Annotated in this window: 32 protein-coding genes, 1 tRNA gene and 1 pseudogene; 13 read left to right on the top strand and 21 right to left on the bottom strand. The window is 62.4% G+C overall.

Annotation, left to right across the window (positions count from 1 at the left end):
• Window positions 1-42: 42 nt before the first annotated feature.
• Window positions 43-1,155: a hypothetical protein gene (locus ASE85_RS16540; RefSeq protein ID WP_156358391.1), complete on the top strand. Its 1,113-nt coding sequence runs from the start codon at window positions 43-45 to the stop codon at window positions 1,153-1,155.
• A gap of 877 nt (window positions 1,156-2,032) precedes the next feature.
• Here ASE85_RS16540 and ASE85_RS16530 read toward each other — a convergent pair.
• The 3 genes from ASE85_RS16530 to ASE85_RS16520 all read right to left on the bottom strand — a co-directional run bounded on the left by ASE85_RS16530 (window position 2,033) and on the right by ASE85_RS16520 (window position 4,189).
• A complete protein-coding gene (locus tag ASE85_RS16530) occupies window positions 2,033-2,620 on the bottom strand; it encodes a tyrosine phosphatase family protein (RefSeq protein ID WP_056690791.1) in 588 nt (195 codons plus the stop codon).
• A 76-nt stretch (window positions 2,621-2,696) separates the two neighbouring features.
• Complete coding sequence (locus ASE85_RS16525; RefSeq protein ID WP_056691287.1) at window positions 2,697-3,926, bottom strand: tyrosine-type recombinase/integrase; 1,230 nt, start codon at window positions 3,924-3,926, stop codon at window positions 2,697-2,699.
• Between the two features lie 176 nt (window positions 3,927-4,102).
• A tRNA-Leu gene (locus tag ASE85_RS16520) sits at window positions 4,103-4,189 on the bottom strand.
• 182 nt (window positions 4,190-4,371) lie between these two features.
• Here ASE85_RS16520 and ASE85_RS16515 point away from each other — a divergent pair.
• The 3 genes from ASE85_RS16515 (at window position 4,372) to ASE85_RS16505 (ending at window position 6,359) form a co-directional block, all read left to right on the top strand.
• Window positions 4,372-5,136 carry an alpha/beta fold hydrolase gene (locus ASE85_RS16515; protein WP_056690787.1) on the top strand — a complete coding sequence of 255 codons (765 nt, stop codon included), beginning with the start codon at window positions 4,372-4,374 and terminating at the stop codon, window positions 5,134-5,136.
• Window positions 5,136-6,014 carry a tetratricopeptide repeat protein gene (locus ASE85_RS16510; RefSeq protein WP_056690784.1) on the top strand — a complete coding sequence of 293 codons (879 nt, stop codon included), beginning with the start codon at window positions 5,136-5,138 and terminating at the stop codon, window positions 6,012-6,014. Before ASE85_RS16515 ends, ASE85_RS16510 begins: the two co-directional genes overlap by 1 nt.
• Before the next feature lie 102 nt (window positions 6,015-6,116).
• Complete coding sequence (locus tag ASE85_RS16505) at window positions 6,117-6,359, top strand: hypothetical protein (protein ID WP_056690779.1); 243 nt, start codon at window positions 6,117-6,119, stop codon at window positions 6,357-6,359.
• A 9-nt stretch (window positions 6,360-6,368) separates the two neighbouring features.
• Here ASE85_RS16505 and ASE85_RS16500 read toward each other — a convergent pair whose 3' ends face one another.
• Window positions 6,369-7,076: an SIMPL domain-containing protein gene (locus ASE85_RS16500; RefSeq protein ID WP_056690777.1), complete on the bottom strand. Its 708-nt coding sequence runs from the start codon at window positions 7,074-7,076 to the stop codon at window positions 6,369-6,371.
• A 104-nt stretch (window positions 7,077-7,180) separates the two neighbouring features.
• Here ASE85_RS16500 and ASE85_RS16495 point away from each other — a divergent pair, with 104 nt between their 5' ends.
• The 4 genes from ASE85_RS16495 to ASE85_RS16480 all read left to right on the top strand — a co-directional run bounded on the left by ASE85_RS16495 (window position 7,181) and on the right by ASE85_RS16480 (window position 9,295).
• A complete protein-coding gene (locus ASE85_RS16495) occupies window positions 7,181-7,615 on the top strand; it encodes a VOC family protein (RefSeq protein WP_056690776.1) in 435 nt (144 codons plus the stop codon).
• A gap of 5 nt (window positions 7,616-7,620) precedes the next feature.
• Window positions 7,621-8,355, top strand: a complete 735-nt coding sequence (gene gloB / locus ASE85_RS16490; RefSeq protein WP_056690775.1) for a hydroxyacylglutathione hydrolase — start codon at window positions 7,621-7,623, stop codon at window positions 8,353-8,355.
• Between the two features lie 27 nt (window positions 8,356-8,382).
• The gene (locus tag ASE85_RS16485; protein WP_156358390.1) at window positions 8,383-8,796 is read left to right on the top strand and encodes a hypothetical protein; all 414 of its coding nucleotides are present in this window, start codon (window positions 8,383-8,385) and stop codon (window positions 8,794-8,796) included.
• A 79-nt stretch (window positions 8,797-8,875) separates the two neighbouring features.
• Entirely contained in the window at window positions 8,876-9,295 is a 420-nt protein-coding gene (locus ASE85_RS16480) for a hypothetical protein (RefSeq protein WP_056690772.1), read from the top strand.
• A 6-nt stretch (window positions 9,296-9,301) separates the two neighbouring features.
• Here ASE85_RS16480 and ASE85_RS16475 read toward each other — a convergent pair whose 3' ends face one another.
• The 5 genes from ASE85_RS16475 to rpmF all read right to left on the bottom strand — a co-directional run bounded on the left by ASE85_RS16475 (window position 9,302) and on the right by rpmF (window position 12,464).
• A complete protein-coding gene (locus ASE85_RS16475; protein WP_056690769.1) occupies window positions 9,302-9,670 on the bottom strand; it encodes a MerR family transcriptional regulator in 369 nt (122 codons plus the stop codon).
• Between the two features lie 151 nt (window positions 9,671-9,821).
• Window positions 9,822-10,118: an integration host factor subunit alpha gene (gene ihfA / locus ASE85_RS16470; protein WP_056691284.1), complete on the bottom strand. Its 297-nt coding sequence runs from the start codon at window positions 10,116-10,118 to the stop codon at window positions 9,822-9,824.
• Between the two features lie 95 nt (window positions 10,119-10,213).
• Window positions 10,214-11,194: a beta-ketoacyl-ACP synthase III gene (locus ASE85_RS16465; protein ID WP_056690766.1), complete on the bottom strand. Its 981-nt coding sequence runs from the start codon at window positions 11,192-11,194 to the stop codon at window positions 10,214-10,216.
• A complete protein-coding gene (plsX, locus tag ASE85_RS16460; RefSeq protein ID WP_056690763.1) occupies window positions 11,191-12,216 on the bottom strand; it encodes a phosphate acyltransferase PlsX in 1,026 nt (341 codons plus the stop codon). The genes ASE85_RS16465 and plsX overlap by 4 nt, the downstream gene beginning before the upstream one ends.
• A 68-nt stretch (window positions 12,217-12,284) precedes the next feature.
• On the bottom strand, window positions 12,285-12,464 hold the full coding sequence (gene rpmF / locus ASE85_RS16455) for a 50S ribosomal protein L32 (RefSeq protein WP_056690759.1): 180 nt from the start codon (window positions 12,462-12,464) through the stop codon (window positions 12,285-12,287).
• Window positions 12,465-12,683: 219 nt separating this feature from the next.
• Between rpmF and ASE85_RS16450 the strand changes: the two genes are divergently transcribed.
• On the top strand, window positions 12,684-13,115 hold the full coding sequence (locus ASE85_RS16450) for an MAPEG family protein (protein WP_056690756.1): 432 nt from the start codon (window positions 12,684-12,686) through the stop codon (window positions 13,113-13,115).
• Window positions 13,116-13,313: 198 nt separating this feature from the next.
• Here ASE85_RS16450 and ASE85_RS16445 read toward each other — a convergent pair whose 3' ends face one another.
• The 5 genes from ASE85_RS16445 to ASE85_RS16425 all read right to left on the bottom strand — a co-directional run bounded on the left by ASE85_RS16445 (window position 13,314) and on the right by ASE85_RS16425 (window position 16,435).
• Complete coding sequence (locus ASE85_RS16445; RefSeq protein ID WP_056691281.1) at window positions 13,314-13,973, bottom strand: MBL fold metallo-hydrolase; 660 nt, start codon at window positions 13,971-13,973, stop codon at window positions 13,314-13,316.
• 151 nt (window positions 13,974-14,124) lie between these two features.
• Complete coding sequence (locus tag ASE85_RS16440) at window positions 14,125-14,550, bottom strand: RrF2 family transcriptional regulator (RefSeq protein ID WP_056690753.1); 426 nt, start codon at window positions 14,548-14,550, stop codon at window positions 14,125-14,127.
• A 92-nt stretch (window positions 14,551-14,642) separates the two neighbouring features.
• A complete protein-coding gene (locus ASE85_RS16435; RefSeq protein WP_056690750.1) occupies window positions 14,643-15,686 on the bottom strand; it encodes a glycerophosphodiester phosphodiesterase in 1,044 nt (347 codons plus the stop codon).
• Complete coding sequence (locus tag ASE85_RS16430; protein ID WP_056690747.1) at window positions 15,683-16,039, bottom strand: ArsC family reductase; 357 nt, start codon at window positions 16,037-16,039, stop codon at window positions 15,683-15,685. Before ASE85_RS16430 ends, ASE85_RS16435 begins: the two co-directional genes overlap by 4 nt.
• 15 nt (window positions 16,040-16,054) lie before the next feature.
• Entirely contained in the window at window positions 16,055-16,435 is a 381-nt protein-coding gene (locus ASE85_RS16425) for a RidA family protein (protein WP_056690745.1), read from the bottom strand.
• Window positions 16,436-16,562: 127 nt separating this feature from the next.
• Here ASE85_RS16425 and ASE85_RS16420 point away from each other — a divergent pair, with 127 nt between their 5' ends.
• Window positions 16,563-16,862: a hypothetical protein gene (locus tag ASE85_RS16420; RefSeq protein WP_056690743.1), complete on the top strand. Its 300-nt coding sequence runs from the start codon at window positions 16,563-16,565 to the stop codon at window positions 16,860-16,862.
• Here the strand turns inward: ASE85_RS16420 and ASE85_RS16415 are convergent.
• Window positions 16,859-17,229: pseudogene (locus ASE85_RS16415) on the bottom strand (globin domain-containing protein). The gene ASE85_RS16420 and the pseudogene ASE85_RS16415 sit on opposite strands and share 4 nt — an antisense overlap.
• Here ASE85_RS16415 and ASE85_RS23405 point away from each other — a divergent pair.
• On the top strand, window positions 17,110-17,403 hold the full coding sequence (locus tag ASE85_RS23405; protein ID WP_162237469.1) for a hypothetical protein: 294 nt from the start codon (window positions 17,110-17,112) through the stop codon (window positions 17,401-17,403). The pseudogene ASE85_RS16415 and the gene ASE85_RS23405 overlap by 120 nt on opposite strands.
• A gap of 35 nt (window positions 17,404-17,438) precedes the next feature.
• Entirely contained in the window at window positions 17,439-18,047 is a 609-nt protein-coding gene (locus ASE85_RS23155; RefSeq protein ID WP_082462865.1) for a thermonuclease family protein, read from the top strand.
• Here the strand turns inward: ASE85_RS23155 and ASE85_RS16405 are convergent, their stop codons facing one another.
• The 6 genes from ASE85_RS16405 to ASE85_RS16380 all read right to left on the bottom strand — a co-directional run bounded on the left by ASE85_RS16405 (window position 18,048) and on the right by ASE85_RS16380 (window position 21,695).
• The gene (locus tag ASE85_RS16405) at window positions 18,048-18,674 is read right to left on the bottom strand and encodes a glycine zipper 2TM domain-containing protein (RefSeq protein ID WP_056690738.1); all 627 of its coding nucleotides are present in this window, start codon (window positions 18,672-18,674) and stop codon (window positions 18,048-18,050) included.
• 463 nt (window positions 18,675-19,137) lie between these two features.
• Complete coding sequence (locus ASE85_RS16400) at window positions 19,138-19,356, bottom strand: hypothetical protein (protein ID WP_235523583.1); 219 nt, start codon at window positions 19,354-19,356, stop codon at window positions 19,138-19,140.
• Window positions 19,357-19,495: 139 nt separating this feature from the next.
• Window positions 19,496-19,729, bottom strand: coding sequence for a DUF2442 domain-containing protein (locus ASE85_RS16395; protein WP_056690733.1), 234 nt, complete (start codon window positions 19,727-19,729; stop codon window positions 19,496-19,498).
• 107 nt (window positions 19,730-19,836) lie between these two features.
• On the bottom strand, window positions 19,837-20,061 hold the full coding sequence (locus ASE85_RS16390; protein ID WP_268795139.1) for a DUF4160 domain-containing protein: 225 nt from the start codon (window positions 20,059-20,061) through the stop codon (window positions 19,837-19,839).
• Between the two features lie 296 nt (window positions 20,062-20,357).
• Complete coding sequence (locus ASE85_RS16385) at window positions 20,358-21,407, bottom strand: ribonucleotide-diphosphate reductase subunit beta (RefSeq protein ID WP_056690725.1); 1,050 nt, start codon at window positions 21,405-21,407, stop codon at window positions 20,358-20,360.
• 12 nt (window positions 21,408-21,419) lie between these two features.
• Window positions 21,420-21,695 carry a hypothetical protein gene (locus tag ASE85_RS16380; protein WP_056690723.1) on the bottom strand — a complete coding sequence of 92 codons (276 nt, stop codon included), beginning with the start codon at window positions 21,693-21,695 and terminating at the stop codon, window positions 21,420-21,422.
• A gap of 59 nt (window positions 21,696-21,754) precedes the next feature.
• On the opposite strand from ASE85_RS16380, the gene ASE85_RS16375 reads away from it, so the two are divergent.
• On the top strand, window positions 21,755-22,012 hold the full coding sequence (locus ASE85_RS16375) for a DUF2171 domain-containing protein (RefSeq protein WP_056690721.1): 258 nt from the start codon (window positions 21,755-21,757) through the stop codon (window positions 22,010-22,012).
• The last annotated feature ends 14 nt before the right edge of the window (window positions 22,013-22,026 follow it).

The raw sequence follows: 22,026 nt of genomic DNA, 5'->3' as shown, positions 1-22,026 counted from the left end.
TTCCAGGTATTACCGTAGCAGATGCTCGGTGGAGAATGGATCGTGTCGTTTCGCTTTGATCGCGCCGCAGAGGAACAGTTCCTCAATAAGCCTGTCATTCTCGAGGTGGCTCGACAGTGCGTCGAATTTGCGAAGAAGGGCTATTCGGATCGCCACTACAAAAATCGTGAGATCAAGTGCCAGGTGAGTTGGGTACCGACCGAGGCATTCCGTGCTGGCGCGTACGTCATCGATGACGGGACACACCAAGTGAGGCTGAGCTACGGCAGCGCTATCGACATCTATCGTGACGCGTTCGTGCTGCCGGAGACGTGTCGACGTGTACTGATACAGCCCGAGTTCGACCCAATCTTCAATCTGCTCTCCTACGGCAATGATCGACAGGATGTACTTCCCGCCGGACTCACGCCCGAGGATGCTAAGATCACGATCATCCGCCTTATGACGACCTGGCTTTTCCTCCACGAGCAAGCGCATCTCCTTCAACGGCATGGCGAGATCGCAAAAGCGGAGGGCATAACTGAGTTGCTTAGCCACGACACTGGCATTGAGGATGCACCAGCCGACGACCACGAATTAAAGGACCGAAGCGCGTCCGTGCGTCACGCATTTGAGTTCGCTGCAGATTATGAGGCGATCACGCACCTCCTTATGGCCGAGAGCATCGGCGGGATAAGCGAGGCGACGCTTTGGTGTCTTGCTACCGGGCTTATGTGCATGTTTCGCCGGTTCTATGGCTCATCTTCTGCGACAATCGGTGAGACGCCTCGCGGATCGCATCCCCATCCGGGCGCCCGGATGCGCATGACAATGAATCGCATCGAGCAAATTTTCGCGCTTCCCGATTTCGCCCCTACCGCCAAATGGGCGGGCGGGACCAAGCAGGCGCGCGCCGTAATGGATCATGCGGTCTATACGGCCGATGTCTTCTGGCACCTGCGGTATCTGGGTCTTGACGCTAGAACGCCATTTCTCGACGTGGTTGTCTCTAACCTCGCTGTTCCGCCATCTTACCAGCGGGACATTTTCGATGCCTGGCGATCCGTCCGGGCTGATATCGTGTCAGGGCATCTCGGGGTTGGCGAGGGGGTGGTCATGTTTCTGCGCGCTCCCAGCGTTGTGGGGGTTCGCGCCGAACCTTTTGCCTCGGTGTGAAACTACGCATTTTGCGAGTTTTCGTCACCGTTTGCGAACGCTGCCGCAGACCCCGGGAGCGTCTGATTTTAGTAGCGAACCGTCTCGGTGGGCAATTCGAACGGAAGGTCCGCTATCAATCTGCGCGTCGCTGAAACCGGTCTGGAAGGAATCCACCACTTCTCCCGATTCCTGGCGCCCTGATACGCGCTTCCAGCCTTATAGCGGCCCGGCTGCTTGGGGACGAGATCGCTGCCCGGCGGGTCGTTCCCCGCTTGACGCTTGAAAGGCTGCTTACACCGAAACCCGTCGATCGGTTACTTTCAAACTGCCACGAAACAGTGCGCCCGATTACCGTCACTGGCATACATTACCATTAATCCTGAATGCGGCGGTTCGCACGAGTGGGATGGCGCGCTGCGTCGATGGCCGCAATGTCGGCCTGATGGCGACTTCACGCCCAAGCATCAAGGCGTAGAACGTCTGTGCCCTGACATAGTCAGACTTCGATGTCGTCACGACCTCTTCAGTAAGGAGCTCCGCCAGATGGGCTTCAGGCACTTCGTGCACGAGGCGGTGCGTCACGACGTTAGTCGCGATTAGCATCGAATACGTGCGGTATAATCAATCGTATGCTGGACAGCGACCAGATTCCGGCGTGAGCATCGAGATCGTTGTGTGTTTCACGTCACATCACCTTCTTCGTTCGCGGCAGCACGTTCGGGGTCTGGAAGGCAACTGTCATTGTGCCCAAAAGACGCGCCTCGGCTTCGCCCGGAAATGACCGTTGCTCGCCAAACCCGCCGTGCAGGATAGATAGTTTGATCGGCAGATTTGTCCCAGAGCCGATCCTTGCCTCTACCCTTTTTGTGGCCCAACCGAGACAGACGCCTTAGCTTCAACTGCGAGCATATAGTTCCGGCCGGGAGCATACGAATTTCATCCTCGCATTGCGCGCCTCCTTGAGCCCCGGAGCCGTGGTCTCCCAGCGGGCCACCGCATCGATCAGATTTCCCGACCGGCCCAGCAGCTGGTCCGCTAGCTTCACGACAACCAGGTTGGGGGTGACCTCAGGCCTGACCGCCAGCAATTGGACGAGCGCGATAGCCTCCTCGCCGGTACCGAGCCGGTCCGCCAGGATGCTCAGCGCGATACCGGCGGAGCGCCCTACGCCGTGGAAGCAGTGCACGAGCAGGGAGCGACCCGTAAATTGACGGGCGAAATCGATCGCCTCACGAACTTGCTCTGCCGTGGCTACCCGAATGCCAAGGCTGTCGGTATCGACGTCCTCAAATTGCAGGACCAAGTGCGACTGCCCTGGGTCTCGGGCAAATCGAAGGCGCATGTTAGGGCGGCAGTTAGGGTCCTCGATCGTGATCACCCCGTCGAACCTGCGCTTGTGCCGTTTGGCTTGCGCAAGGCTTCCTACGGCCACACCGCCGTTCACAGGCTGGGCAAGCGGAGTTGGCTTGACGTACTTGGACATGATGAATTCCTTGGGATAAATTCGGGCTTTCGGAGCACGCTGGCGATCCGAGGACCGCCAGTGTGTCGAACCAAATTCAGACCGCGCGCCGGGCCGACGGGAAACTGGGGCGGAGGATCTTGCCGCCATCCCGCAGTTCGTCGAGATAATCCGACCAACTTTGCATCATCTGCACGCGCTCATCCCAATACTCGCCTCGGGCGTAAGCCCGTCGCACCTGGTTGGTGTCGACATGCGCGAGTTGCCGCTCGATCGCGTCTGGGTTCCATTCGCCCCTCTCGTTGAGAAGAGTGGCAGCCATCGCCCGGAATCCGTGCGCCGTCATCTGGTCGCTCGTGTAGCCGAGATTGCGCAAGCCCTGATTGACGGCGTTTTCCGACATCGGCTTCCGCGGTTTACCCAGGCACGGGAACAGATATTTCCACCAGTGCGTGTGCTCGTGAAGTTCCTGGAGCATGTCGATCACCTGCCGTGACAGCGGCACCCGGTGCGGCCTTCGCATTTTCATGCGTTCCGCCGGAATAAACCAGATCGCCTCCTCGAAGTCGATATCGGCCCACTCCGCCTGCCTTAGCTCGCCAGGGCGGAGCAGAACGTGCGGGGACAACCGCAGCGCCATCACCGTCACCTTGTGACCGCTGTATCCGTCGATGGCCCGTAGCAGCGCACCGACCTCCGACGGCTTGGTGATGGCGGCGAAATGCTTCACCTTTGGCGAGGCGATTGCACCACGCAGGTCCGCGGCGACGTCCTTGTCGCACCGCACCGTCGCGACGCCATAGCGGAAGACGCGGCTAAGGACGCTTCGCATCCGCCGGGCGCTTTCAAAGGCGCCGGTCGATTCCACCTTGCGCAGGACCGCAAGCGCCTCGTGCGGGGTAATCTGCGCAATCGGGATACTGCCGATGACCGGGTAGGCCTTGGCGAGCAGCCAGCGGATTTTGTCTACGGTCACTGGGGCGAGGCCGTCTCGCTCGCATTTGACGAGCCATTCTTCCGCCACCGCCTCGAAAGTGTTCGCTGCGGCATACTTGGCGGCGATCCTCGCGCGCTTTTTCTCAAGCGCCGGATCGATCCCTTCAGCAATCTTCTTCTTGGCTTCGTCGCGTCGGACACGTGCATCGGCAAGGCTTATTGTCGGCCACCCACCGAGATGAAGCTTCTTCTGTCTGTCCAGAAAGCGGTAGTTGAAGCGCCATAGCTTCGACCCGTTGGGCTGAATGACGAGATAGAGACTTTGAGAATCGCTCAGAGTCCAAGCCTTCTCTCTCGGCTTGGCGGCATTGATCTGGATGTATGTCAGCATGGTCGTTTTCCCAGCAAGGCCGGGTCGATCCGAGGGCAACAATAAGAGCAACATTTGTTGCCGCTGCTGTTGCCCTTAGCCGGATTTCGCCGGACGGTGTCTGGCGATTCTCTGTCGGAAAATGCTGTGAAACCAGCCGCTTACTGGACGCCTCTGGACGAATCCAGAGGCGACAGTGGTGCCCAGAAGAGGACTCGAACCTCCACGACCTTGCGATCGCCAGCACCTGAAGCTGGTGCGTCTACCAATTCCGCCATCTGGGCACGGGGTAGGAGTGCGCCTCTAACGGCGGCCTCCAGAGCTGTCAACGCATTGACCGGATTATTTTTATCGGCGCTGAAAAAAGTTCATGCTGGCCCCGTGGCGAGGTGCGCCGTGCCGGTCATCGGCTGTTCCCGACGTCGATGGCAGGCTAAGGCAGGTTACTCTCTGCCGGAATATAAGGATGAAGATCGTGACCGACGCCCCCGCTTTCCCGCCCGCGCTGTTCGCCCGGCCCGACGGGTTGCGCCTTGCCTATCGGCATCAGGCCGGGACCGGGCCGACCATCCTGTTCCTGCCGGGCTATATGTCCGACATGGAAGGTGGAAAGGCCTTGGCGCTGGATCGGTGGGCCGCCAGGCGTGGGAAGGCGATGGTAAGGATGGACTATGCCGGTTGTGGCGCCAGCGAAGGGCGGTTCGCGGACGGCACGCTGGCCAGTTGGCGCGACGATGTGCTGCTGCTGCTCGACCAGGTGATCGAAGGGCCGGTCGTCCTGGTCGGATCGTCGATGGGCGGCTGGCTGGCCTTGCTGGTGGCGCTGGCGCGGCCGGACCGGGTCAGGGGGCTGGTCGGCATCGCTGCTGCGCCCGATTTCACCGAATGGGGCTTTACCGATGCCGACAAGGCGCTGCTGAAGACGGAGGGGCGGATCGAGGAGCCGACGCCCTATGGCGATCAGCCCTACGTCACGACGCTGGGCTTCTGGAACTCTGGACAGGCGTTGCGGTTGCTGGAGGGGGAAATCGGCATCGATTGCCCGGTGCGGCTGCTGCATGGCCAGCAGGACCGGGACGTGCCCTGGTATGTCGCGGTCAAGGTTGCGGACCGGTTGCGTTCATCCGATGTGCAGACACTGCTGATTAAGGATGGCGACCATCGCCTTTCCCGCGACGGCGACATCGCGCTGTTGATCCGCACCGTCGCCACCCTCCTGGATAGTCTCTGATGCCCTTCCTGCTCCTGCCGATCCTGCTCCAGGCCTATGATCCCGAGATCGAGGCGGTGATGAATCGCAGCCGCAAGGAAAAGCAGGAGCAGCGCGCCGCAGCCGCCGCTGTGGCGACTGCGACTGACCCGGCGGCCGCGCTGGCGCGGGAAGACGGCAAGGTGCCCATTCCCGCGAAATTCGCCGCACCCTTCCAGGCCTGTCTGGACCAGGCGATCGAATCACCCGATGCCGGCGTCGCCTTTGCCCAGAAATGGCGCATCGAAGGGGGCAGCTTCTATGCCCGGCATTGTATGGGCTTTGCCTATGCGCGGGCGGAGCGCTGGACGCCGGCGATCGTCGCGTTCGAACAGGCGGCCGAGGAAGCCGAGCGCAGCGGCGAGATGGTCGAAGCGGCGCGGCTATGGGCGCAGGCCGGCAATGCCGCGATGGCGAACGGCGACCTGCCCAAGGCGCGGGGCGATTTCGACGCGGCGCTGGCGCGCGGATTGCCCGACGGGCTGGAAAAAGGTGAGGTCCATCTGGACAGGGCGCGGGCGCTGGTGGCGCTGAACGATATGGAGGCGGCGCGCGATTCGCTGGACATCGCATTGACGCAGGCGCCGAAAGACCCGCTAGGCTGGCTGCTGTCGGCGACGCTGGCGCGGCGCACCGGCGACCTGCGGCTGGCACAGGCGCATATCGCGCGGGCCGTGCAACTATCGCCCGACGATGCCTCGGTCGCGCTGGAGGAAGGCAATATCGCGGTGCTGACCGACCATGAGGATATTGCAAGGGCCGCGTGGGGCCGGGCGATGAAACTGGCGCCGGACGCGCCGGCGGGCAAGGCGGCGGCGGACAATCTGTCGCGGCTTCCTGCTGCCAAATCTGCCGGTTGAGGCAGCCCGTTTGAGATAGCCAGCAAGACTTTGTCACGGAACTGCCGCCTCGCCCGACCCGTTCGCCTGTCCATAGCGATATTGGATGAAGGAGACAGCGAGATGGACAGTCATTGGAAGAAGGTTTTGGGCATCGGCCTGCTGGTCGTCGCGGCGACGGCGACCACCGCCTGTTCGCGCGGGGCGACGCGCGGCGGGCTGATCGGTGGTGCCGGCGGCGCCATCGTGGGCAGTGCCACGGGCCTGGGCACCACCGAAGGCGCGGTGATCGGCGGGGCCGCCGGCGCGATCATCGGCGACAAGAGCGCATGTTCGCGCCGCGATCGCCGCCGGGGCCGTTGCTAAGAAGCGCGCCTATTTAAGGTAGAAGTCGACGGTGGTGACGACGCGAACCTTCTTGTAGGGCGTGTCGCTCGATCCGTCGCCGCCTTCGCCATCGCGCGCGTCGATCGAGAAATAGCCCTGGGTCGCGCTCTTGATGCCGCCCACGCCGGCACCAGAATCCTTGGCGAACTGTTCGGCGGCGGCACGCGCGTCGCGGGTAGCGGCGGCGACCATGTCCGGCTTCACATCATTCAGTTTGGTGAAGCTATATTTCATCCCCGACCCTTCCTGAAGCGTCACGCCGCGACGGACGAGGTCGAACTGCTGCGCGACCGCACGCTGGGCGCGGGCGATGTCGGTGGTGCGCAGCAGCATCCGCTGGGTAATGGTGATGTTGTTCACCCCATTGTTGAGATATTGGTTCACCCCCGCACCGGTCGGGGTGAGGTCGCCCGCCTTGAAGCCCAGGCTGCTGAAATAGGCCTGTAGCGCCTTGGTGTTGCTGTCGATTTCAGCGCGTACCGTGGGCAGGTCGAAACCGGTGGCCGAATAGCTGATCGACCAGGTGGCGAGATCCGCCATCACATCCTTTTCGGCCAGGCCGCGCACCGTGACCGACCGGTCTGCCGCCTTGGCCCGCTTGAGCCCGTCGCCCAGCAGATAGCCGCCCGTCATCACGCCCAGCGCCAGCAGCGCCGCGCTGCCCAGCAAAATCTTGTCCCGCATTTCCAAAACCATTGTCTGCTTTCCTCTTCCGTCCTGTGAAGCGCGACCTTATCTTGAGAGCCTATCTATAATGACCGAGATGAACGGTTGCTTTCCAGCGACGAACGGAGACTATCTTGCCCAAATTCCTGCATAGCATGATCCGCGTGACCGACGTCGACAAGACGATCGCCTTTTTCGACCTGCTGGGCCTGAAAGAGGTCAAGCGCTTCGACAGCGAACAGGGGCGGTTCACGCTGGTCTATCTTGCCGCACCGGGCGATGAGGATGCGCAGGTCGAATTGACCTACAACTGGCCGCCGGCAGATGGCGGCGCGGGTGAAACCTATGATGGCGGGCGCAATTTCGGCCATATCGCCTATCAGGTCGAGAATATCTACGCGACGTGCCAGACGTTGATGGACGCGGGCGTCACCATCAACCGGCCCCCGCGCGACGGGCATATGGCATTCGTGCGGACGCCCGACGATATTTCGATCGAGCTGTTGCAGGACGGGCGGCTGGAACCGGCCGAGCCATGGGTGTCCATGCCCAACGTCGGAGCCTGGTAGACGCCATGCTGGAGGTCGTTCGCATCCCCGTTCTCAACGATAATTATGTCTGGCTGCTGCATGACGCGGCCAGCGGGGAGACGGTGGCGATCGACCCCGCCGTGGCGGACCCGGTGCTGGAGGCCGCCGCTGCGCGAGGCTGGACCATCGGCCAGATCTGGAACACCCACTGGCATGGCGATCATGTCGGCGGCAATGCGTCGATCAAGGCGGCGGCAGAGGCATGGGGGGGCTGCGTGATCACCGGCCCGGCGGCAGAGGCGGAGAAGATCGGCACGCTGGACCGGACGGTGGATGAAGGCGATCAGGTCCGCATCGGCGACCATGTCGCGACGGTGATGGCGGTGCCGGCGCATACGGCGGGCCATGTCGCCTATGATCTGGGCGACGATCATATCCTCTTCGTCGGCGACACATTGTTCGCCATGGGGTGCGGCCGGCTGTTCGAAGGGACGGCGGCGCAGATGTTCACCAACATGGCGCGCTTTTCTGCCCTGCCCGACGACACGATCGTCTATTGCGCGCATGAATATACGCTCTCCAACGGCCGTTTCGCGCTGGGCGTGGAGCCAGACAACGACGCGCTGTCGCAGCGGGTCGCGGCAGTGGAAGCCGCACGGGCGCGGGGCGAGGCGACGGTGCCGACCAGCATCGGGCTGGAACGGGCAACCAACATCTTCATGCGCGCGCGCAGCGTGGCGGAACTGGCGGCACGGCGCGCGGCCAAGGACGCAGCCTGACCTGTCGATCATCCGAGGGGGAATATCATGCGCCATTCCATTATGTTGTTGCCGCTTCTGCTGCTGGCCGGGCAGGCGAGCGCGCAGGGGCCTGCCCTGAAGCCGAAGCAGGAAGCAGCGCTGGACAAAGAGTTGGCCGGCCGGGTCATGACCGGAACGACGCCTTGCATCCGCCAGTCACCGCTGTTGAAGCTGACCGTTATCAGCGACGACATATTGGTCTATCGCGTCGGCGGAAAACGGTTCGTCAACCGCACGATCGGCAGTTGCAATGGCCTGATGAAGGGCGGAAAGCCGATCATCGGCATCGACAAGCCCCGCATCTGCACCGGCGACATGATAGTGGTGGAGGATCTGGCCAGCGGCATTCGCACCGGCACCTGCCAGATCGGCGATTTTACGATCTATGACCGAGCGGAAAAGACCAGGGCGGAAGATTAGGGACGTTTGCTCCGCTGCGACCCCTACGGTTTTTGCGCTATGATACCGTCTTTGGGGCATGACGATGGAGAGAGTCGCGATGATGGCGTGGATCGGACGCGCAGGGATAATGGCTGCGGCGGCGCTGCTGCTGGCGGGCTGTACGGGCAGTTATGAACCCAAGCCGCTGACCGAAAAGCAGGCGGCGAGCCTGGACAAGGCGTTGGCCGGCAAGGTGCCGGGCGAGAAGGTCAGTTGCATCAATCGCGAGCCGCAGACCAACCTGACGGTCATCAGCAACAATGTGCTGCTCTACAGGGTCAGCCGCAAGCTGATATACAAGAATGAACTGATCGGCAGTTGCAGCGGCCTGTCCGCGGGTGACATCATGATCGTGCGCAGCTTTGGATCGCAACTGTGCCGGGGCGACTTCACCACCACCGCCGACCGGATGACCGGCATGATGTCGGGCGCCTGCGCGCTGGGCGACTTCATCCCCTATCGCGCGCCGGCCAAGTAAAGGGTTTCAGTCGCCGATCGCTTTGGCGAGGTCTGTCCGAATCGCCAGCAGGCGGGCCAGCAGGTCGGCCTGCTGCGGCGGTACGGGAGGCACTACAGGGGCCGGCGCGGAGGATGGGGCGACCGGCGCGGCGCCATTGCCGTCCACCAGGGCCTTTTGCGCGCCCTTGACGGTGAAGCCTTCGACATTGAGCAATTGGTGGATACGGCGCGCCAGCGCGACGTCGGCCGGTCGGTAGTAGCGACGGTTGCCCGATCGTTGCAGTGGGCGCAACTGGGGAAAGCGGGTTTCCCAATAGCGCAAGATATGTTGGGGAAGACCAAGCTCGCCGGCCAGCTCGCTGATAGTCAGAAATGCACCCTCTGCCTTTTCCATGACAGGGATGTTGCACCCATAATCGCGCCAAGGTCAACCATGGTAAAGCGATGGTAATATTGGAAAAGCGACCGGTTGCCGATCAGGGCCGGCAAAAGACCGCATCCCGTGCCAGTTCCTCCCGGTTATTGGCGAACGGAGCGCTTTTCTCTCAGGCGGAGGCGACCCTGTCGCGCATCGTCTGGCTGGCGCGGAAAGTCAGTACCCGGCGCGGCTCGATCGGCACTTCCACGCCGGTCTTGGGATTACGGCCCATCCGTTCCGTCTTGTCGCGCAGGACGAAGGTGCCGAAACTGGAAATCTTCACATTTTCCCCACGCTCCAGCGCGGAGGACATATGTTCGAGGATGGATTCGACCAGCGCAGCCGCCTCGGCCCGCGACAGGCCCACATGGCGATTGACGCTCTCTGCCAGATCCGCGCGTGTCAGCGTTCCGTTGCCGGTCATCGACCATCCCCTCATTCAAGCCAGTGACCTTCCCCCCGGACGGTCAACAGGAAATGTGATTGATTCGCGGCGCTTTGGCAAGCGGTAGCTATGGTTTACACCCTAAGGACGCAGGCGCCCCAAGTGAAGCCGCCGCCCATCGCTTCCAGCACGATCAGGTGGCCCGGCTTGATCCGGCCATCCCGCACCGCGCAGTCGAGCGCAAGCGGCACGGAGGCGGCGGATGTGTTGGCGTGGCGATCCACCGTCATCACCACACGCTCCGGCGCCATCTTCAGTTTGCGCGCGGTCGCGTCGAGGATGCGGGCATTGGCCTGATGCGGGACCAGCCAGTCGATATCGTCGGGGGTAAGGCCCGCCAGTTCCATCGCTTCCTTCAGCACGGAGGCGAGGTTCACCACCGCATGGCGGAACACTTCCTGCCCCTTCATGCGCAACTTGCCCACGGTCTGGGTCGTGGACGGCCCGCCGTCGACATAGAGTAGCTGGTTGTGGCGGCCATCGGCATGCAGCTTGGCCGAGAGGATGCCGCGCGCGGTTTTGGGATCGGCGTCGGCGCTTTCCTCCGCGCCCAGCACGACGGCGCCGGCGCCGTCGCCGAACAGGACGCAGGTGGTGCGGTCTTCCCAGTCGAGAATGCGGCTGAAGGTTTCCGAGCCGATCACCAGCGCACGGTTGGCTGCGCCGGAACGGATCATGCTGTCCGCCACGGTCATGGCATAAAGGAAGCCGGAGCAAACGGCGGCGACGTCGAAAGCAACGCAATCGTTGATGCCCAGCGCCGCCTGCACCTTGGTCGCGGCGGCGGGGAAGGTCTGATCGGGCGTGGCCGTCGCCAGGATGATGAGGTCGATATCCTGCGCGGTGACGCCGGCTGCCTCGATCGCCCTGGCGGCGGCGTCAGTGGCGAGCGAAGCGGTGGTTTCGCCATCGCCCGCGATATGGCGGTTTCGGATGCCGGTGCGCTCGACGATCCATTCGTCGCTGGTGTCGACGGTTTCAGCCAGTTCGGCGTTGCTGACAGTGCGAACGGGCAGGGCCGAACCCGTGCCGAGCAATATGGACCGGCGGATCACTTGACGGGCTGCTCCAGCTTGGATGCGGCGGCCGACAGCGACTGGATGCCGGCCATGTCGGCGGCGATGCGGCGGGTGATATCTTCCTCCAGCAATCGGGCGGCGACATGGACGGCGTTGGCCACGCCCTTGTCATTCGCGCTGCCATGGCTTTTCACCACCACGCCGTTGAGGCCGAGGAAGACCGCGCCATTGTGATTGTTGGGGTCGAGATGATGCTTGAGCAGGTGCATCGCCGGCTTCGAGATCAGGAAACCGATCTTCGAGCGGATCGAACTGGTGAAGGCCTTGCGCAGCACGTCCGTGACGAAACGGGCCGTGCCCTCCGCCGTCTTGAGCGCGACATTGCCGGAAAAGCCGTCGCAGACGATCACGTCGGCATCGCCACGGGCGATCTTGTCGCCTTCGGTGAATCCGTCGAACTGGAGCGGCAGGCTGGTCGCGCTGCGCAGCACGGCGGCGGCGTCCCGAATCTCGTCCGTACCCTTGAGGTCTTCGGTGCCGATGTTGAGCAGGCGCACGCGCGGCCGTTCAAGATCGAAGGCGATGCGCGAATAGGCGGCGCCCATCACCGCGAACTGGACGAGGTTGCGGGCGTCGCATTCGGTGTTGGCGCCCAGGTCCAGCATCACGACGTCATTGTCGCCCAGCGTCGGCAGCAAAGCCGCCAGCGCAGGACGATCGACGCCCGGCATGGTGCGCAGGGCCACCTTCGCCATCGCCATCAGCGCGCCGGTATTGCCGGCGGACACGGCAGCACCGGCCTCCCCCGCTTTCACGGCGGCGATGGCCATTGCCATGGAACTGCTCTTCTTGCGAATCGCGACACTCGGCTTGTCCGAGCCATCGACGACTGTGTCGGCATGGACCACGTCCGACGCCGCCCGCAAATTCGGGTGCTGGTCGAGCGCCGCCTTGATCCGCACCTCGTCGCCGAACAGGGTGAAACGCAAACCGTCATGGCGGCGGCGGGCCAGTGCGGCCCCCGCCATCATCACGCGCACGCCTTCATCCCCGCCCATCGCGTCGATTGCGATTCGCGGTTGGCCTGACACTTTAGAACACCCCTTTGCGGAGTAGAGAGACGGGCTTACGCCCCGACGGCGACGATTTCGCGGCCGTTATAATGCCCGCAGGCGTCGCACAGATTGTGGGGACGCTTCAGTTCGCCGCAATTCGAGCATTCGTTGAATGCTTCGACGCGCAGCGAATCATGGCTGCGACGCATGCCGCGCTTGGAGGGAGAAGTCTTGCGCTTGGGGACAGCCATGTCGGCACCTTATTCCATAAAATTAATCAGGTTGTACGACCGGCCAGATCCGAACAGAACAGCTGACGCCAACGGCGCCGCAGACCCATGCGGCCCGGGTGATCGCGAAGCCCTGCGCCTATAGCGGTTTTTGTTCGGGGTGCAAGGCTTTCCTTCCCTGGCCTTGCCCCTTCATCCCCACAGATTAAGGTATAAGCTGCGAAATAGAGGGGATAGTCCATGTTGTTGCCGATCACGCTGACCTTTGCCGCCGCCTGCGCGCTGCTGAACATGTGGCTGGCGATTCGCTGCGCCCGATTCCGCGTGAAGGACAAGATATTGCATGGTGACGCCGGCAACGGCCTGCTGGCGAAGCGGATGCGGGCGCATGCGAACTTCGTGGAATATACGCCGATCATATTGATTCTCTTCGCGCTGGTGGAGATGGCGGCGGGCGCGTCGCTATGGCTGTGGATCGGCGCTCTGGTCTATGTGGTGGCGCGGGTGGCCCATGCGTTCGGCATGGATGCGGACAAGCCCACGCTGCTGCGCGCGGGCGGCGCGCTGCTGACATGGGGCGTGATGCTGGTGATGGCGGGGGTTGCGCTCAGCATCGCCTATGGCGCGACGCGAGAGATGCCGGCGCCGCCGGCGATGGCAGCGCGGGGGTAACAGCAAGATGCGATGAGGTAAGCGTTCCCCGGGGCAGGCCGGGGTCCAGATCGGATCGTGGAACTGGACCCCGGCCTGCGCCGGGGAACGCAAAGCCATGAAGCACGTCATTGCTTGTTCTTATAAAGCGGCGATCATGCAAACCGTCCGTAATGCCCGTGGAAGCGGAGACATCGGGTTCAATAGGCGACGGGCGAACTACCCCGCTAGCACCGAATCGGCCACATAGGGGTTGGTGCGCCGTTCATGGGCGAAATTGCTCATCTGGCCATGGCCGGGGACGAAGGCGGTTTCGCCGCCCAACGGCCAGAGCTTACCGGTGATCGCGTCGATCAGATCCTGATGATTGCCGCGCGGGAAATCGGTGCGGCCGATCGACCCCTGGAACAGCACGTCGCCCACGATCGCCAGCTTGCTGGGCGCGTGGTGGAAGACGACATGGCCGGGCGTGTGGCCGGGGCAATGATAGACGTCGAACGTCAAATTGCCGACCGTCACCTGATCGCCATCGTTCAGCCAGCGGTCCGGCTCGAAACTTTCACCCGGCAGCCCCCAGCGTTCACCATCCTGCGGCAATCGGTCGATCCAGAAGCGGTCGTCCTCATGCGGCCCCTCGATCGGGACATTAAGGTCGCGGGCCAGCACGCCGGCCTGACCGCAATGGTCGATATGGCCATGGGTGACGAGAATCTTCTCAATCGTCACGCCATGCTGGGCCACCGCCTGCTTGAGCACCGGCAGGTCGCCGCCCGGATCGACAAAGGCGCCGCGCATCGTTTCCGTACACCAGAAGAGCGTACAATTCTGCTGGAGCGGGGTGACGGGGATCAGGGTGGCTTTGAGCGGCGGCGTGGTCATGATGCTGATGTGGCGAAGGCGCGTGCGGGGCGCAAGGCCATCTCCATAAGGAACCATGCCAAATGCTGTTCCCCGGCGCAGGCCGGGGTCCAGTCCCACGGCCTGAACTGGACCCCGGCCTGCGCCGGGGAACAGAACATCCATCCACTCGCTAGGCTTCGTCCATCGCCGCGAAGGGCTCGGCCAGGCTGATGCTGTCCAGCACTTTGGCCGTCTCATCGCGGACGCGCAGCATCACGCGGTGCAGGCGACATTCCGATTCGGGCAGGCAGTTGGTGCAGCTTTCATGCGCGAAGCGGCTGGCGCAGGGCGTGAGCGCCAGCGAGCCGCGGGTCAGCCGGACGATATCGCCATAGCTGACGTCCACCGGCGCCAGCGCCAGCCAATAGCCCCCGTCCCGGCCCCGCTGGGTCGCGACCAGCCCTTCGCGTGACAGTTCCGACAGGATGACCGTCAGGAATTTGGACGGAATATTCTGCCGCGTGGCGATTTCGTTGAGGGGGACCGGACCCTGGCGGTAGCGATCGGCAAGATGTTGAAGCGCACGGATGGCGTAACGGGTCTTCTGGGACAACATGAGCCTGTTATTCGCGCGCCAGCGGGCTTTGGCAAGTCAAGCAAGGTGCGAGAGAATGAAGTTTTCCCCGGATTGGCTTGCGCTGGCTTTGCTCAGGGGTTGGCGGGCGTGAGGGCTGCTTTGGCCTGTCCTGGAAAGTCACTGAAGATGCCGTCGACGCCGGTGTTGGCGATGGCGCGGACATAGCCGGCAAAGTCGCCCCGGCCCTGCGCATCGTCGGGCCGCTGATATTGGGCAGGCAGGAAGGTATTTTCCATGCGCAACGTCCACACATGGACCTGCAAACCGGCATCATGCGCGCGACCGACCAAGGCGGTCGGCCCTTCCGGCGCTATGACCATCGCGGCGGAAGGGCCGACACCATCGGCATAGGCGGCGATGTCGGTCAGGCCCTGCACAGTCAGCATGTCCGCATAGGTCGTGCCGGGGAGATCGGCCGGACCGCCTTCCGCATCGACCAGTTGGATCAGGCGCAGGCGGGTCGACGCGCGCAGGGCCTTCAGATTGCCGACCTCGAACGACTGGATGAAGACCGGGTCGGCCTCCGTCTGATAGCCGTAACGGCTCAGCAGATCGAGCAGCGCCGCCTGATGCGGCAGGCCGATGCCGGCGAAATAGCTGGGATGCTTGGTTTCGGGATAAAGGCCGATGCGGCGACCGGTTTCCGCTTCCTTGGCGCGGACCAGCTTCAATATCTCCTCAAAGGTCGGGATGAGGTAGAGATCATTGAAACGCTTGTTGGCCGGGCGCAGGTCGGGCAGGCGTTCGCGGGCGCGCAGGGTGCGCAGTTCGGCGAGGGTGAAATCCTCCGTGAACCAGCCCACCATGTCGATGCCGTCGATCCGCTTCGTCGTCTTGCGGTCGGCAAATTCGGTATGGTCGGCGACGTCGGTGGTGCCGCCAATCTCATTTTCATGCCGGGCAACGAGGACGCCATCCTTCGTCAGCACCAGGTCCGGCTCGACATAGTCGGCGCCCTGATCGATCGCCCGCTCATAGCTTGCGAGCGTATGTTCGGGCCGTTCGCCGCTGGCGCCGCGATGGGCGATCAGTAGCGGTTCGGCCGAAGCCGTAGAGAGGGGGATGAGGCTCATCAAAAGGATCAACCCGATGCGCGCCAGCCCCCGCCCGATCACGCCTTCACGCCTTGCAGCGCATTTTCATAGGTCGTAGCCTTGAACCCGATGATGGTCTCGCGACCAGTGTCGAGGATCGGGCGCTTGATCATCGAGGGATTGGTGATCATCAGCAGGATCGCCTTTTCCGCGTCGATATGCGCCTTGTCGCCTGCATCCAGCGCCTTGAAAGTGGTGCCGGAGCGGTTGAGGATGGTTTCCCAGCCATGTTCCATCACCCATTCCTCCAGCTTCGCCTTGTCGACGCCGGCGACCTTATAGTCATGGAAATTATAGCTGACCCGCTCATTGTCCAGCCAGTTGCGGGCCTTCTTGATCGTGTCGCAATTCTTGATGCCATACATGGTAATCATGATGCTGTGTTCCTGTTACCCTTTGAAGGCGGTGACTTCGATTTCGATCTTCATTTCGGGCTTCACGAGGCCGGCGATGACGCAGCTTGCCGCCGGGCGGATGTCGCCGAAGACGGGACCGGCAATGTCGCCCATCACGTCCCAATAGGCCGCGTCGGTGATATAATAAGTCACGCGCACCACGTCGGCGAAGGAAAAGCCGGCATCGTCCAGCGCCTTGCCGATGACCTTGAGCGCATTGCGGCCCTGTTCGACCACATCTTCGGGCATGGTCCTGGTTTCAGGATCGGTGCCGGTGGTGCCGGCGACGAAGCACCAGGCGCCCTGAACGACGGCGCGCGAATAGCCGACCTGCGCCTCGAAGGGCGAGCCGGAGGAAATGAGCTGGCGGGACATGAGGATTCCTGTTGCAGTGCGAAAGGATCGCAGCGGCCTTTGCGCGCTTGACTGCGGGCTGTCCAGTATTTTCCGGAACGGCGGGTCCGGCCGACCGTTGGGGACGCATAACCCAAGGAGACATGCGATGGACCGCCCTACCCCCGATCGGGATCATGAAGAGAATAGCGAGCAGGCCGAGGCCGGCACGCAGGCGCAGGATGTCGCGGATGATGCGCGCGCGCGATCGACCGACCTGTCGGAGGATAGCGAGCGTGGGGGTAAGACCAATCCGGCGCAGATCATCCCGGACGATACCGAGGATCTGGTCGAGAAGATGGACGCGATGAACCGATCAGGCCGGATCGACATGGATGCCTATGCCGGTGAGCCGCAGATGGACGATGAGGAAGATGACGCCTACCGCCCGACCGAGGATGAGGATTAAGCGGCAGTGCTGCTGCCCGGATTCAGCCCGAAATTGATCATGCCATGGGCCATATGGCCGAGCGCCTATGCCATGGCGTCGCCGAGCGCGGGGTCGATGTCGTCGGCACCGACTGTAGTGCAGGCCATCGCGGCCGCCCATTGATCGGCCATCGCCGGCGTGATCGGAAAGGCGCGGTGCAGCGACATGATGCACGGACAGCACGCGAACCCATCGCGCGGGCCATCGAGCCGAAACGGGTGAGGCCATGACGCACCGGGCCAAGGGCCGCCGCGTGGATCGCACGCAGTTCGGCATAGACCGGGTCGATTTCCAGCAGGTCAAAGAAGCGATCGGCCAGCGCCCTGACCGGCCGGCCGCCGCCGATTCGGACATAGGGATGGACATAGGGATGGACATAGGAATTGGGCGGCGCGGCGGCGTCCGTGGATCGGCTCCGTTTCGGATGGTCCGATGCAGCATGGTAGTACGCCGGGGTGCGGCATTGATGGGCGCCAGATCACGCTTGCGCCGGATCGGTGAAAAGGTGGAGCGGCTTTAACGGACCGTTTGCCCCTTGATCGCTAGAGCCGGGGGATGGCGAGATTTGGGACAGGACGGCAGCGGCCGTCGAACAAGGACATGGTGCAGAAGGCCTGGATCGCGGAGGCGCAGCGGGCCGGCGCCGCGCGATTGCGCCCTGCCCCCCGGCGCCGTGGTGGATTGAGCGGGCCGGCGCTGGTCTATATATTATGCCTGGGGCTGTTGCTGGGCTGGTATGGGCCGGGCTGGATGGCCCGGCTCGATCGGCCGGCAATGATCCCCCGCAGCGAGCCCGCCCCGGTCGCGACTGACAACCTGTCCGCCGATTTCGCATCTTGCCACAGCGGCGGCGGGACCAATTGCGTGGTCGATGGCGACACATTCTGGTTTCAGGGCGAGAAATATCGGATTTCCGACATCGATACGCCCGAAACCCACGGGCCGCGCTGCGCGGCCGAGGGTGCGTTGGGTGCGCAGGCGACGCAGCGCTTGCAGGCGCTGATGAATGATGGCCCCTTCTCGCTGGAGGTCGGGGGCCGCGCGACCGATCGCTATGGCCGCGCGCTCAGGGTGGTGATGCGCGGAGGCCAGTCGATCGGCGAACAACTGGTTGCCGAAGGACTGGCCCGACGCTGGGACGGCAGCCGCCATCCCTGGTGCTAGTTAGCGGCAACTGACCCCGCCACGGTCGATTTCGCGACCCAGCAGAGCGCCGGCGCCGCCGCCGATCAGCGTGCCCAGCAGATTGGATTGCCCCTGCGCGATCTGGTTGCCAAGCAGGCCGCCCAGCGCCGCGCCGACGATCAGGCCGGTCGTGCCGTCCGAACGGCGGCAATAATAACGATTGTCATTGCCGCGATAGATGCGGGTGCGGCGATCGACGCGGATCGGGGCATAGCCGGTGCGATAATAACGATTGGCCTGATAACCGCGCCCATAGCGCGGGTCGGGTCGGTTCCAGTCATAGCTGTAGACCGGGCGGCCGGGGCGGCGATAGTCGTTGCGGCGATTGTCCGCGCGACGATCCTGACGCCAGTCGCGCCGATCATCCCGCCGGTCTGCGCGGCGATCCTGGCGAATGTCACGACGCACTTCGCGGCGGTCCTGGCGGATGTCGCGCCGGACTTCACGGCGGTCCTGACGCACTTCGCGGCGATCCTCCCGCCGATCCTGGCGATGCTCGCGATGGTCACGGCCCGGTTGGGCGAAGGCGGGCGTGGCGGCGATGCCTGTCAGCGTCATCGCGCCGAGCGACAAGGCGGCAATCGCCTGCTTGAATGAGAATGACATGGGATGAGACTCCTTCCCTGGATGATCGTGGCGGTAGAACCCGCGATCCTGCAAGATGTTGCATGAACGGAACAAAAGCGCGCCGTTCAGGGAGGGGACAGGCTGTGACGGCGGCGGTGCAATCAGGAGGTGCGGCGCTTAACTTCGCACATTTCCCGCTGGTTTCGACATTTCATGTCCTATTGCGGATATATTGTTTCGCGGCAGCAAAAGCATGGCCGTGTGAGGACCGACGATAGCATGGGGTTGCGCGATAGGACAGGAGGGCAGGACGGCACGCGATCTTGGGTGCTGTTTTTCCGTCCGAGGGCGACGGAAAGACACGCGCGGCTGCTTCGTCCTGTCCCGAGTCGCACTCTCGCAGGCACCTGCCGTAATCCAGTGGGCCGGCATGGACGAGGCAAATTGGCGGATCGAAGGGCAAAAGCGGCGCGAACCCGGGGCCCCATGGAGCATGATCGGATCAGAAGGCGTTGGCGATCGCCTGACGCTGTTCGTTGGTCAGGCCGTCGGCCGCAATGGCATTGTCGCCCTGCGCCTGATCGTCCTTGTCGGGGCCGGAGCCGACGAACTGGATTGCGGTCAGGATCACCAGCACGGCCCAAAGCAACGCAAACCAGCGACTGGTGAATAGCGAGCGAAGGCGGACACCGAAGAACATGGGATGGGAAGATAGGGTCACTCGGTTAAGGAAGCCTCACCCTGGCCCGAATGCGTAGCGCCGACGACGGGTGATGGAGAGCGCGTCAGCCAGCGGGCCTATCATAGTGCGATTTCCGCCATCTTGGCGAGAGTTTGGGCCGTTATGGACTCAACTAAGATCAGGCGGCTGCCTTGCGCGACCGGGTCTGGTCACCGCGACCGGCCAACAGGCCGGCGACGGAAATATCCTCGTCTATCTCGTCCCAATGGAGGCCACTGGGGCTGAGGAAAAAATCGGCGCGCTGATCCGATGTGGCGTGCAAGAGCCGTGGAAACCAGACAAGGGGAATGCCCAGCGTCCGGCCATCTTCCAGATCCACCCACATCTGCGCCTCATCGAAGCGGACATTCATCGGTCTAGAGCGTGCTGCGTTAAATCCGATGCAGGTCGCGCGCTCCAGTTTTTTGTTTTCGCGTCGTTTTAAGCGAAAAACCGGTTCCCACTTTTCCGCACGATGCTCTAGGCGAAGAAGTCATTCCAAGCGTCCTCGATCTCGTTACGCCGCGCTTCCACGATATCCCGGAACCGCCTTATCCTGCGCGCATCGAAGCCGCGATTATAGGCCAGTTCGACCTCAGTATATAGCCAGAACTTGGTGTCGGCGTCGGGTTGCGCAACATGGATATGCACTGGTTCGCACGGGCTGCCTTCGTTGGCAAAGACGTGGAACCTGCAACCATCGATACGAAAGATGACGGGGATGGTGCAACACTATCTACGACGTGTGGCAGCCAGGAGAACAAGTAGCACAGCCATTGGACTGCGCTTAAATGGTTTTCGCCTTTACCACAGCAGGAGCGCAAGGAGCATGATCCGCTAAATAAGTTTTGTTAGCGGGCAAATAGCGACAAGACGACTCATGCACTTCATGGTCGCCATTCTATTGGGCATTATCGTTCACATAATAGCTCTCCATATGCCCCTCCTCACAACGAAGAAGAACATATGGAGATTTTTTTATTAAGAACAAATAGAGAACATCACTCCGCCGCGATGCCTGCTGCCTTGAACATGTCGGGATCGGCGTCCACGTTCGCGGCTTCCCCGCCCTTGATCTTCTGGCGGCGGTCGAAGGCGTCCCAGACGTCGTTCCACTGACCGCGGGTCGCGCCCTTGGAATATTCGGTCGCGCGGGTTTCGAAGAAATTGGCGTGTTCGACGCCGTTCAGCAGCGGCGCGAGCCAGGGGAGCGGATGCTCGTCGATCATGTAGATCGGCTTCAGGCCCAACTGGCCCAGACGCCAGTCGGCGATGTAGCGGACATATTTCTTGATGTCCTTGGGCGTCATGCCCGGCACCGGTCCCATTTCGAAGACGAGATCGACAAAGGCGTCCTCGATACGGACGGTCTTCTGGCACATGTCCATGATGTCGTCCTTGACCGCCGGGGTCAGGCAGTTGCGTTCCGCGCAGAAGGCGTGGAACAGCTTGATGATGCCCTCGCAATGCAGCGTTTCGTCGCGGATCGACCAGGTGACGATCTGGCCCATGCCCTTCATCTTGTTGAAGCGCGGGAAGTTCATCAGCATCGCGAACGACGCAAAGAGCTGCAAGCCTTCGGTAAAGCCGCCGAACATGGCGAGCGTGCGGGCGATATCCTCGTCGCTGTCGACGCCGAACTGTTGCAGATAGTCGTGTTTGTCCTTCATCTCCTTATACTGCATGAAGGCGCTATATTCGCTTTCGGGCATGCCGATCGTGTCGAGCAGATGCGAGTAGGCGGCGATGTGAACGGTTTCCATGTTGCTGAACGCGGTCAGCATCATCTTGACCTCGGTCGGCTTGAACACGCGACCGTATTTTTCGTGGTAGCAATCCTGCACTTCCACGTCAGCCTGGGTAAAGAAGCGGAAGATTTGAGTCAGCAGGTTGCGCTCATGATCGGACAGCTTCTGCGCCCAGTCGCGGCAATCCTCGCCCAAAGGCACTTCTTCGGGCAGCCAGTGGAGCTGCTGCTGGCGCTTCCAATATTCATAGGCCCAGGGATATTCGAAGGGCTTATAGACCTTGGAGGCTTGAAGAAGAGGCATGGGAGTTCGTCCTTAATGTAATTTGATTGTTTCGATGCCCTCAACAGGGCCGAGAAATCCGAAAGTCAGAGCGCAGGCAAAAACGAAAAATAGCGGTGCGAAAATCATCTGAATTTTGCCGATCAGGTTGAGCCGACCTATCGGCAACCCTGAACCCTCTATCGGCATTCCAAACAGCTTACGGCCGACGAAGGGGTTTGCGGTCATGCGAGCAAAACGCAGACCGTTTACGAACACCCCCAAGGCAATGACCGCGACAATCGCCAAAAAGATGCCCCCGTTGGTCATGCGACCATCTCCGCCGCGGTGCGTTCAACGCTCGCTACCCCCCGCACAGGAGAAATATCATGGTCGACCTGACCAGCATTAAAGAACATGCCGAAGTGATCGGCGCCGATGGCGTGCATGTCGGCACCGTCGACCATATGGACGGTGCCGAGGGAAATTGGCGTATCAAGCTGACCAAGAAGGACAGCGGGGAAGGCAGCCATAAGGGGCATCATCATTATATCAGCCAGGGCCTGATCGCGGCGGTCGAGGATGACGGCACGGTGCGCCTGAGCGCCAATGCCGATGTTGCAGTCACGTTCGAAGAAGAAGAGTGAGCGCGCGGGCGCGG

The sequence above is a fragment of the Sphingobium sp. Leaf26 genome, assembly GCF_001421665.1.
Classification (GTDB): Bacteria; Pseudomonadota; Alphaproteobacteria; order Sphingomonadales; family Sphingomonadaceae; genus Sphingobium.
This window is presented reverse-complemented; position numbering and strand designations above follow the sequence as displayed.

What these genes read in the sequence shown, in the direction of transcription:
- ASE85_RS16525 (WP_056691287.1), bottom strand. Translation starts at nt 3,926, where the DNA reads ATGCTGACATACATCCAGATCAATGCCGCCAAGCCGAGAGAGAAGGCT.
- ASE85_RS16485 (WP_156358390.1), top strand. Translation starts at nt 8,383, where the DNA reads ATGCGCCATTCCATTATGTTGTTGCCGCTTCTGCTGCTGGCCGGGCAG.
- gloB (WP_056690775.1), top strand. Translation starts at nt 7,621, where the DNA reads ATGCTGGAGGTCGTTCGCATCCCCGTTCTCAACGATAATTATGTCTGG.
- ASE85_RS16450 (WP_056690756.1), top strand. Translation starts at nt 12,684, where the DNA reads ATGTTGTTGCCGATCACGCTGACCTTTGCCGCCGCCTGCGCGCTGCTG.
- ASE85_RS16480 (WP_056690772.1), top strand. Translation starts at nt 8,876, where the DNA reads ATGATGGCGTGGATCGGACGCGCAGGGATAATGGCTGCGGCGGCGCTG.
- ASE85_RS16425 (WP_056690745.1), bottom strand. Translation starts at nt 16,435, where the DNA reads ATGTCCCGCCAGCTCATTTCCTCCGGCTCGCCCTTCGAGGCGCAGGTC.
- ASE85_RS16530 (WP_056690791.1), bottom strand. Translation starts at nt 2,620, where the DNA reads ATGTCCAAGTACGTCAAGCCAACTCCGCTTGCCCAGCCTGTGAACGGC.
- ASE85_RS16445 (WP_056691281.1), bottom strand. Translation starts at nt 13,973, where the DNA reads ATGACCACGCCGCCGCTCAAAGCCACCCTGATCCCCGTCACCCCGCTC.
- ASE85_RS16430 (WP_056690747.1), bottom strand. Translation starts at nt 16,039, where the DNA reads ATGATTACCATGTATGGCATCAAGAATTGCGACACGATCAAGAAGGCC.
- ASE85_RS16515 (WP_056690787.1), top strand. Translation starts at nt 4,372, where the DNA reads ATGAAGATCGTGACCGACGCCCCCGCTTTCCCGCCCGCGCTGTTCGCC.
- ASE85_RS16375 (WP_056690721.1), top strand. Translation starts at nt 21,755, where the DNA reads ATGGTCGACCTGACCAGCATTAAAGAACATGCCGAAGTGATCGGCGCC.
- ASE85_RS16475 (WP_056690769.1), bottom strand. Translation starts at nt 9,670, where the DNA reads ATGGAAAAGGCAGAGGGTGCATTTCTGACTATCAGCGAGCTGGCCGGC.
- rpmF (WP_056690759.1), bottom strand. Translation starts at nt 12,464, where the DNA reads ATGGCTGTCCCCAAGCGCAAGACTTCTCCCTCCAAGCGCGGCATGCGT.
- ASE85_RS16385 (WP_056690725.1), bottom strand. Translation starts at nt 21,407, where the DNA reads ATGCCTCTTCTTCAAGCCTCCAAGGTCTATAAGCCCTTCGAATATCCC.
- ASE85_RS16500 (WP_056690777.1), bottom strand. Translation starts at nt 7,076, where the DNA reads ATGGTTTTGGAAATGCGGGACAAGATTTTGCTGGGCAGCGCGGCGCTG.
- ihfA (WP_056691284.1), bottom strand. Translation starts at nt 10,118, where the DNA reads ATGACCGGCAACGGAACGCTGACACGCGCGGATCTGGCAGAGAGCGTC.
- ASE85_RS23405 (WP_162237469.1), top strand. Translation starts at nt 17,110, where the DNA reads ATGACGCACCGGGCCAAGGGCCGCCGCGTGGATCGCACGCAGTTCGGC.
- ASE85_RS16510 (WP_056690784.1), top strand. Translation starts at nt 5,136, where the DNA reads ATGCCCTTCCTGCTCCTGCCGATCCTGCTCCAGGCCTATGATCCCGAG.
- ASE85_RS16380 (WP_056690723.1), bottom strand. Translation starts at nt 21,695, where the DNA reads ATGACCAACGGGGGCATCTTTTTGGCGATTGTCGCGGTCATTGCCTTG.
- ASE85_RS16505 (WP_056690779.1), top strand. Translation starts at nt 6,117, where the DNA reads ATGGACAGTCATTGGAAGAAGGTTTTGGGCATCGGCCTGCTGGTCGTC.
- ASE85_RS16395 (WP_056690733.1), bottom strand. Translation starts at nt 19,729, where the DNA reads ATGAATGTCCGCTTCGATGAGGCGCAGATGTGGGTGGATCTGGAAGAT.
- ASE85_RS23155 (WP_082462865.1), top strand. Translation starts at nt 17,439, where the DNA reads ATGGCGAGATTTGGGACAGGACGGCAGCGGCCGTCGAACAAGGACATG.
- ASE85_RS16405 (WP_056690738.1), bottom strand. Translation starts at nt 18,674, where the DNA reads ATGTCATTCTCATTCAAGCAGGCGATTGCCGCCTTGTCGCTCGGCGCG.
- ASE85_RS16440 (WP_056690753.1), bottom strand. Translation starts at nt 14,550, where the DNA reads ATGTTGTCCCAGAAGACCCGTTACGCCATCCGTGCGCTTCAACATCTT.
- ASE85_RS16420 (WP_056690743.1), top strand. Translation starts at nt 16,563, where the DNA reads ATGGACCGCCCTACCCCCGATCGGGATCATGAAGAGAATAGCGAGCAG.
- plsX (WP_056690763.1), bottom strand. Translation starts at nt 12,216, where the DNA reads ATGGGCGGGGATGAAGGCGTGCGCGTGATGATGGCGGGGGCCGCACTG.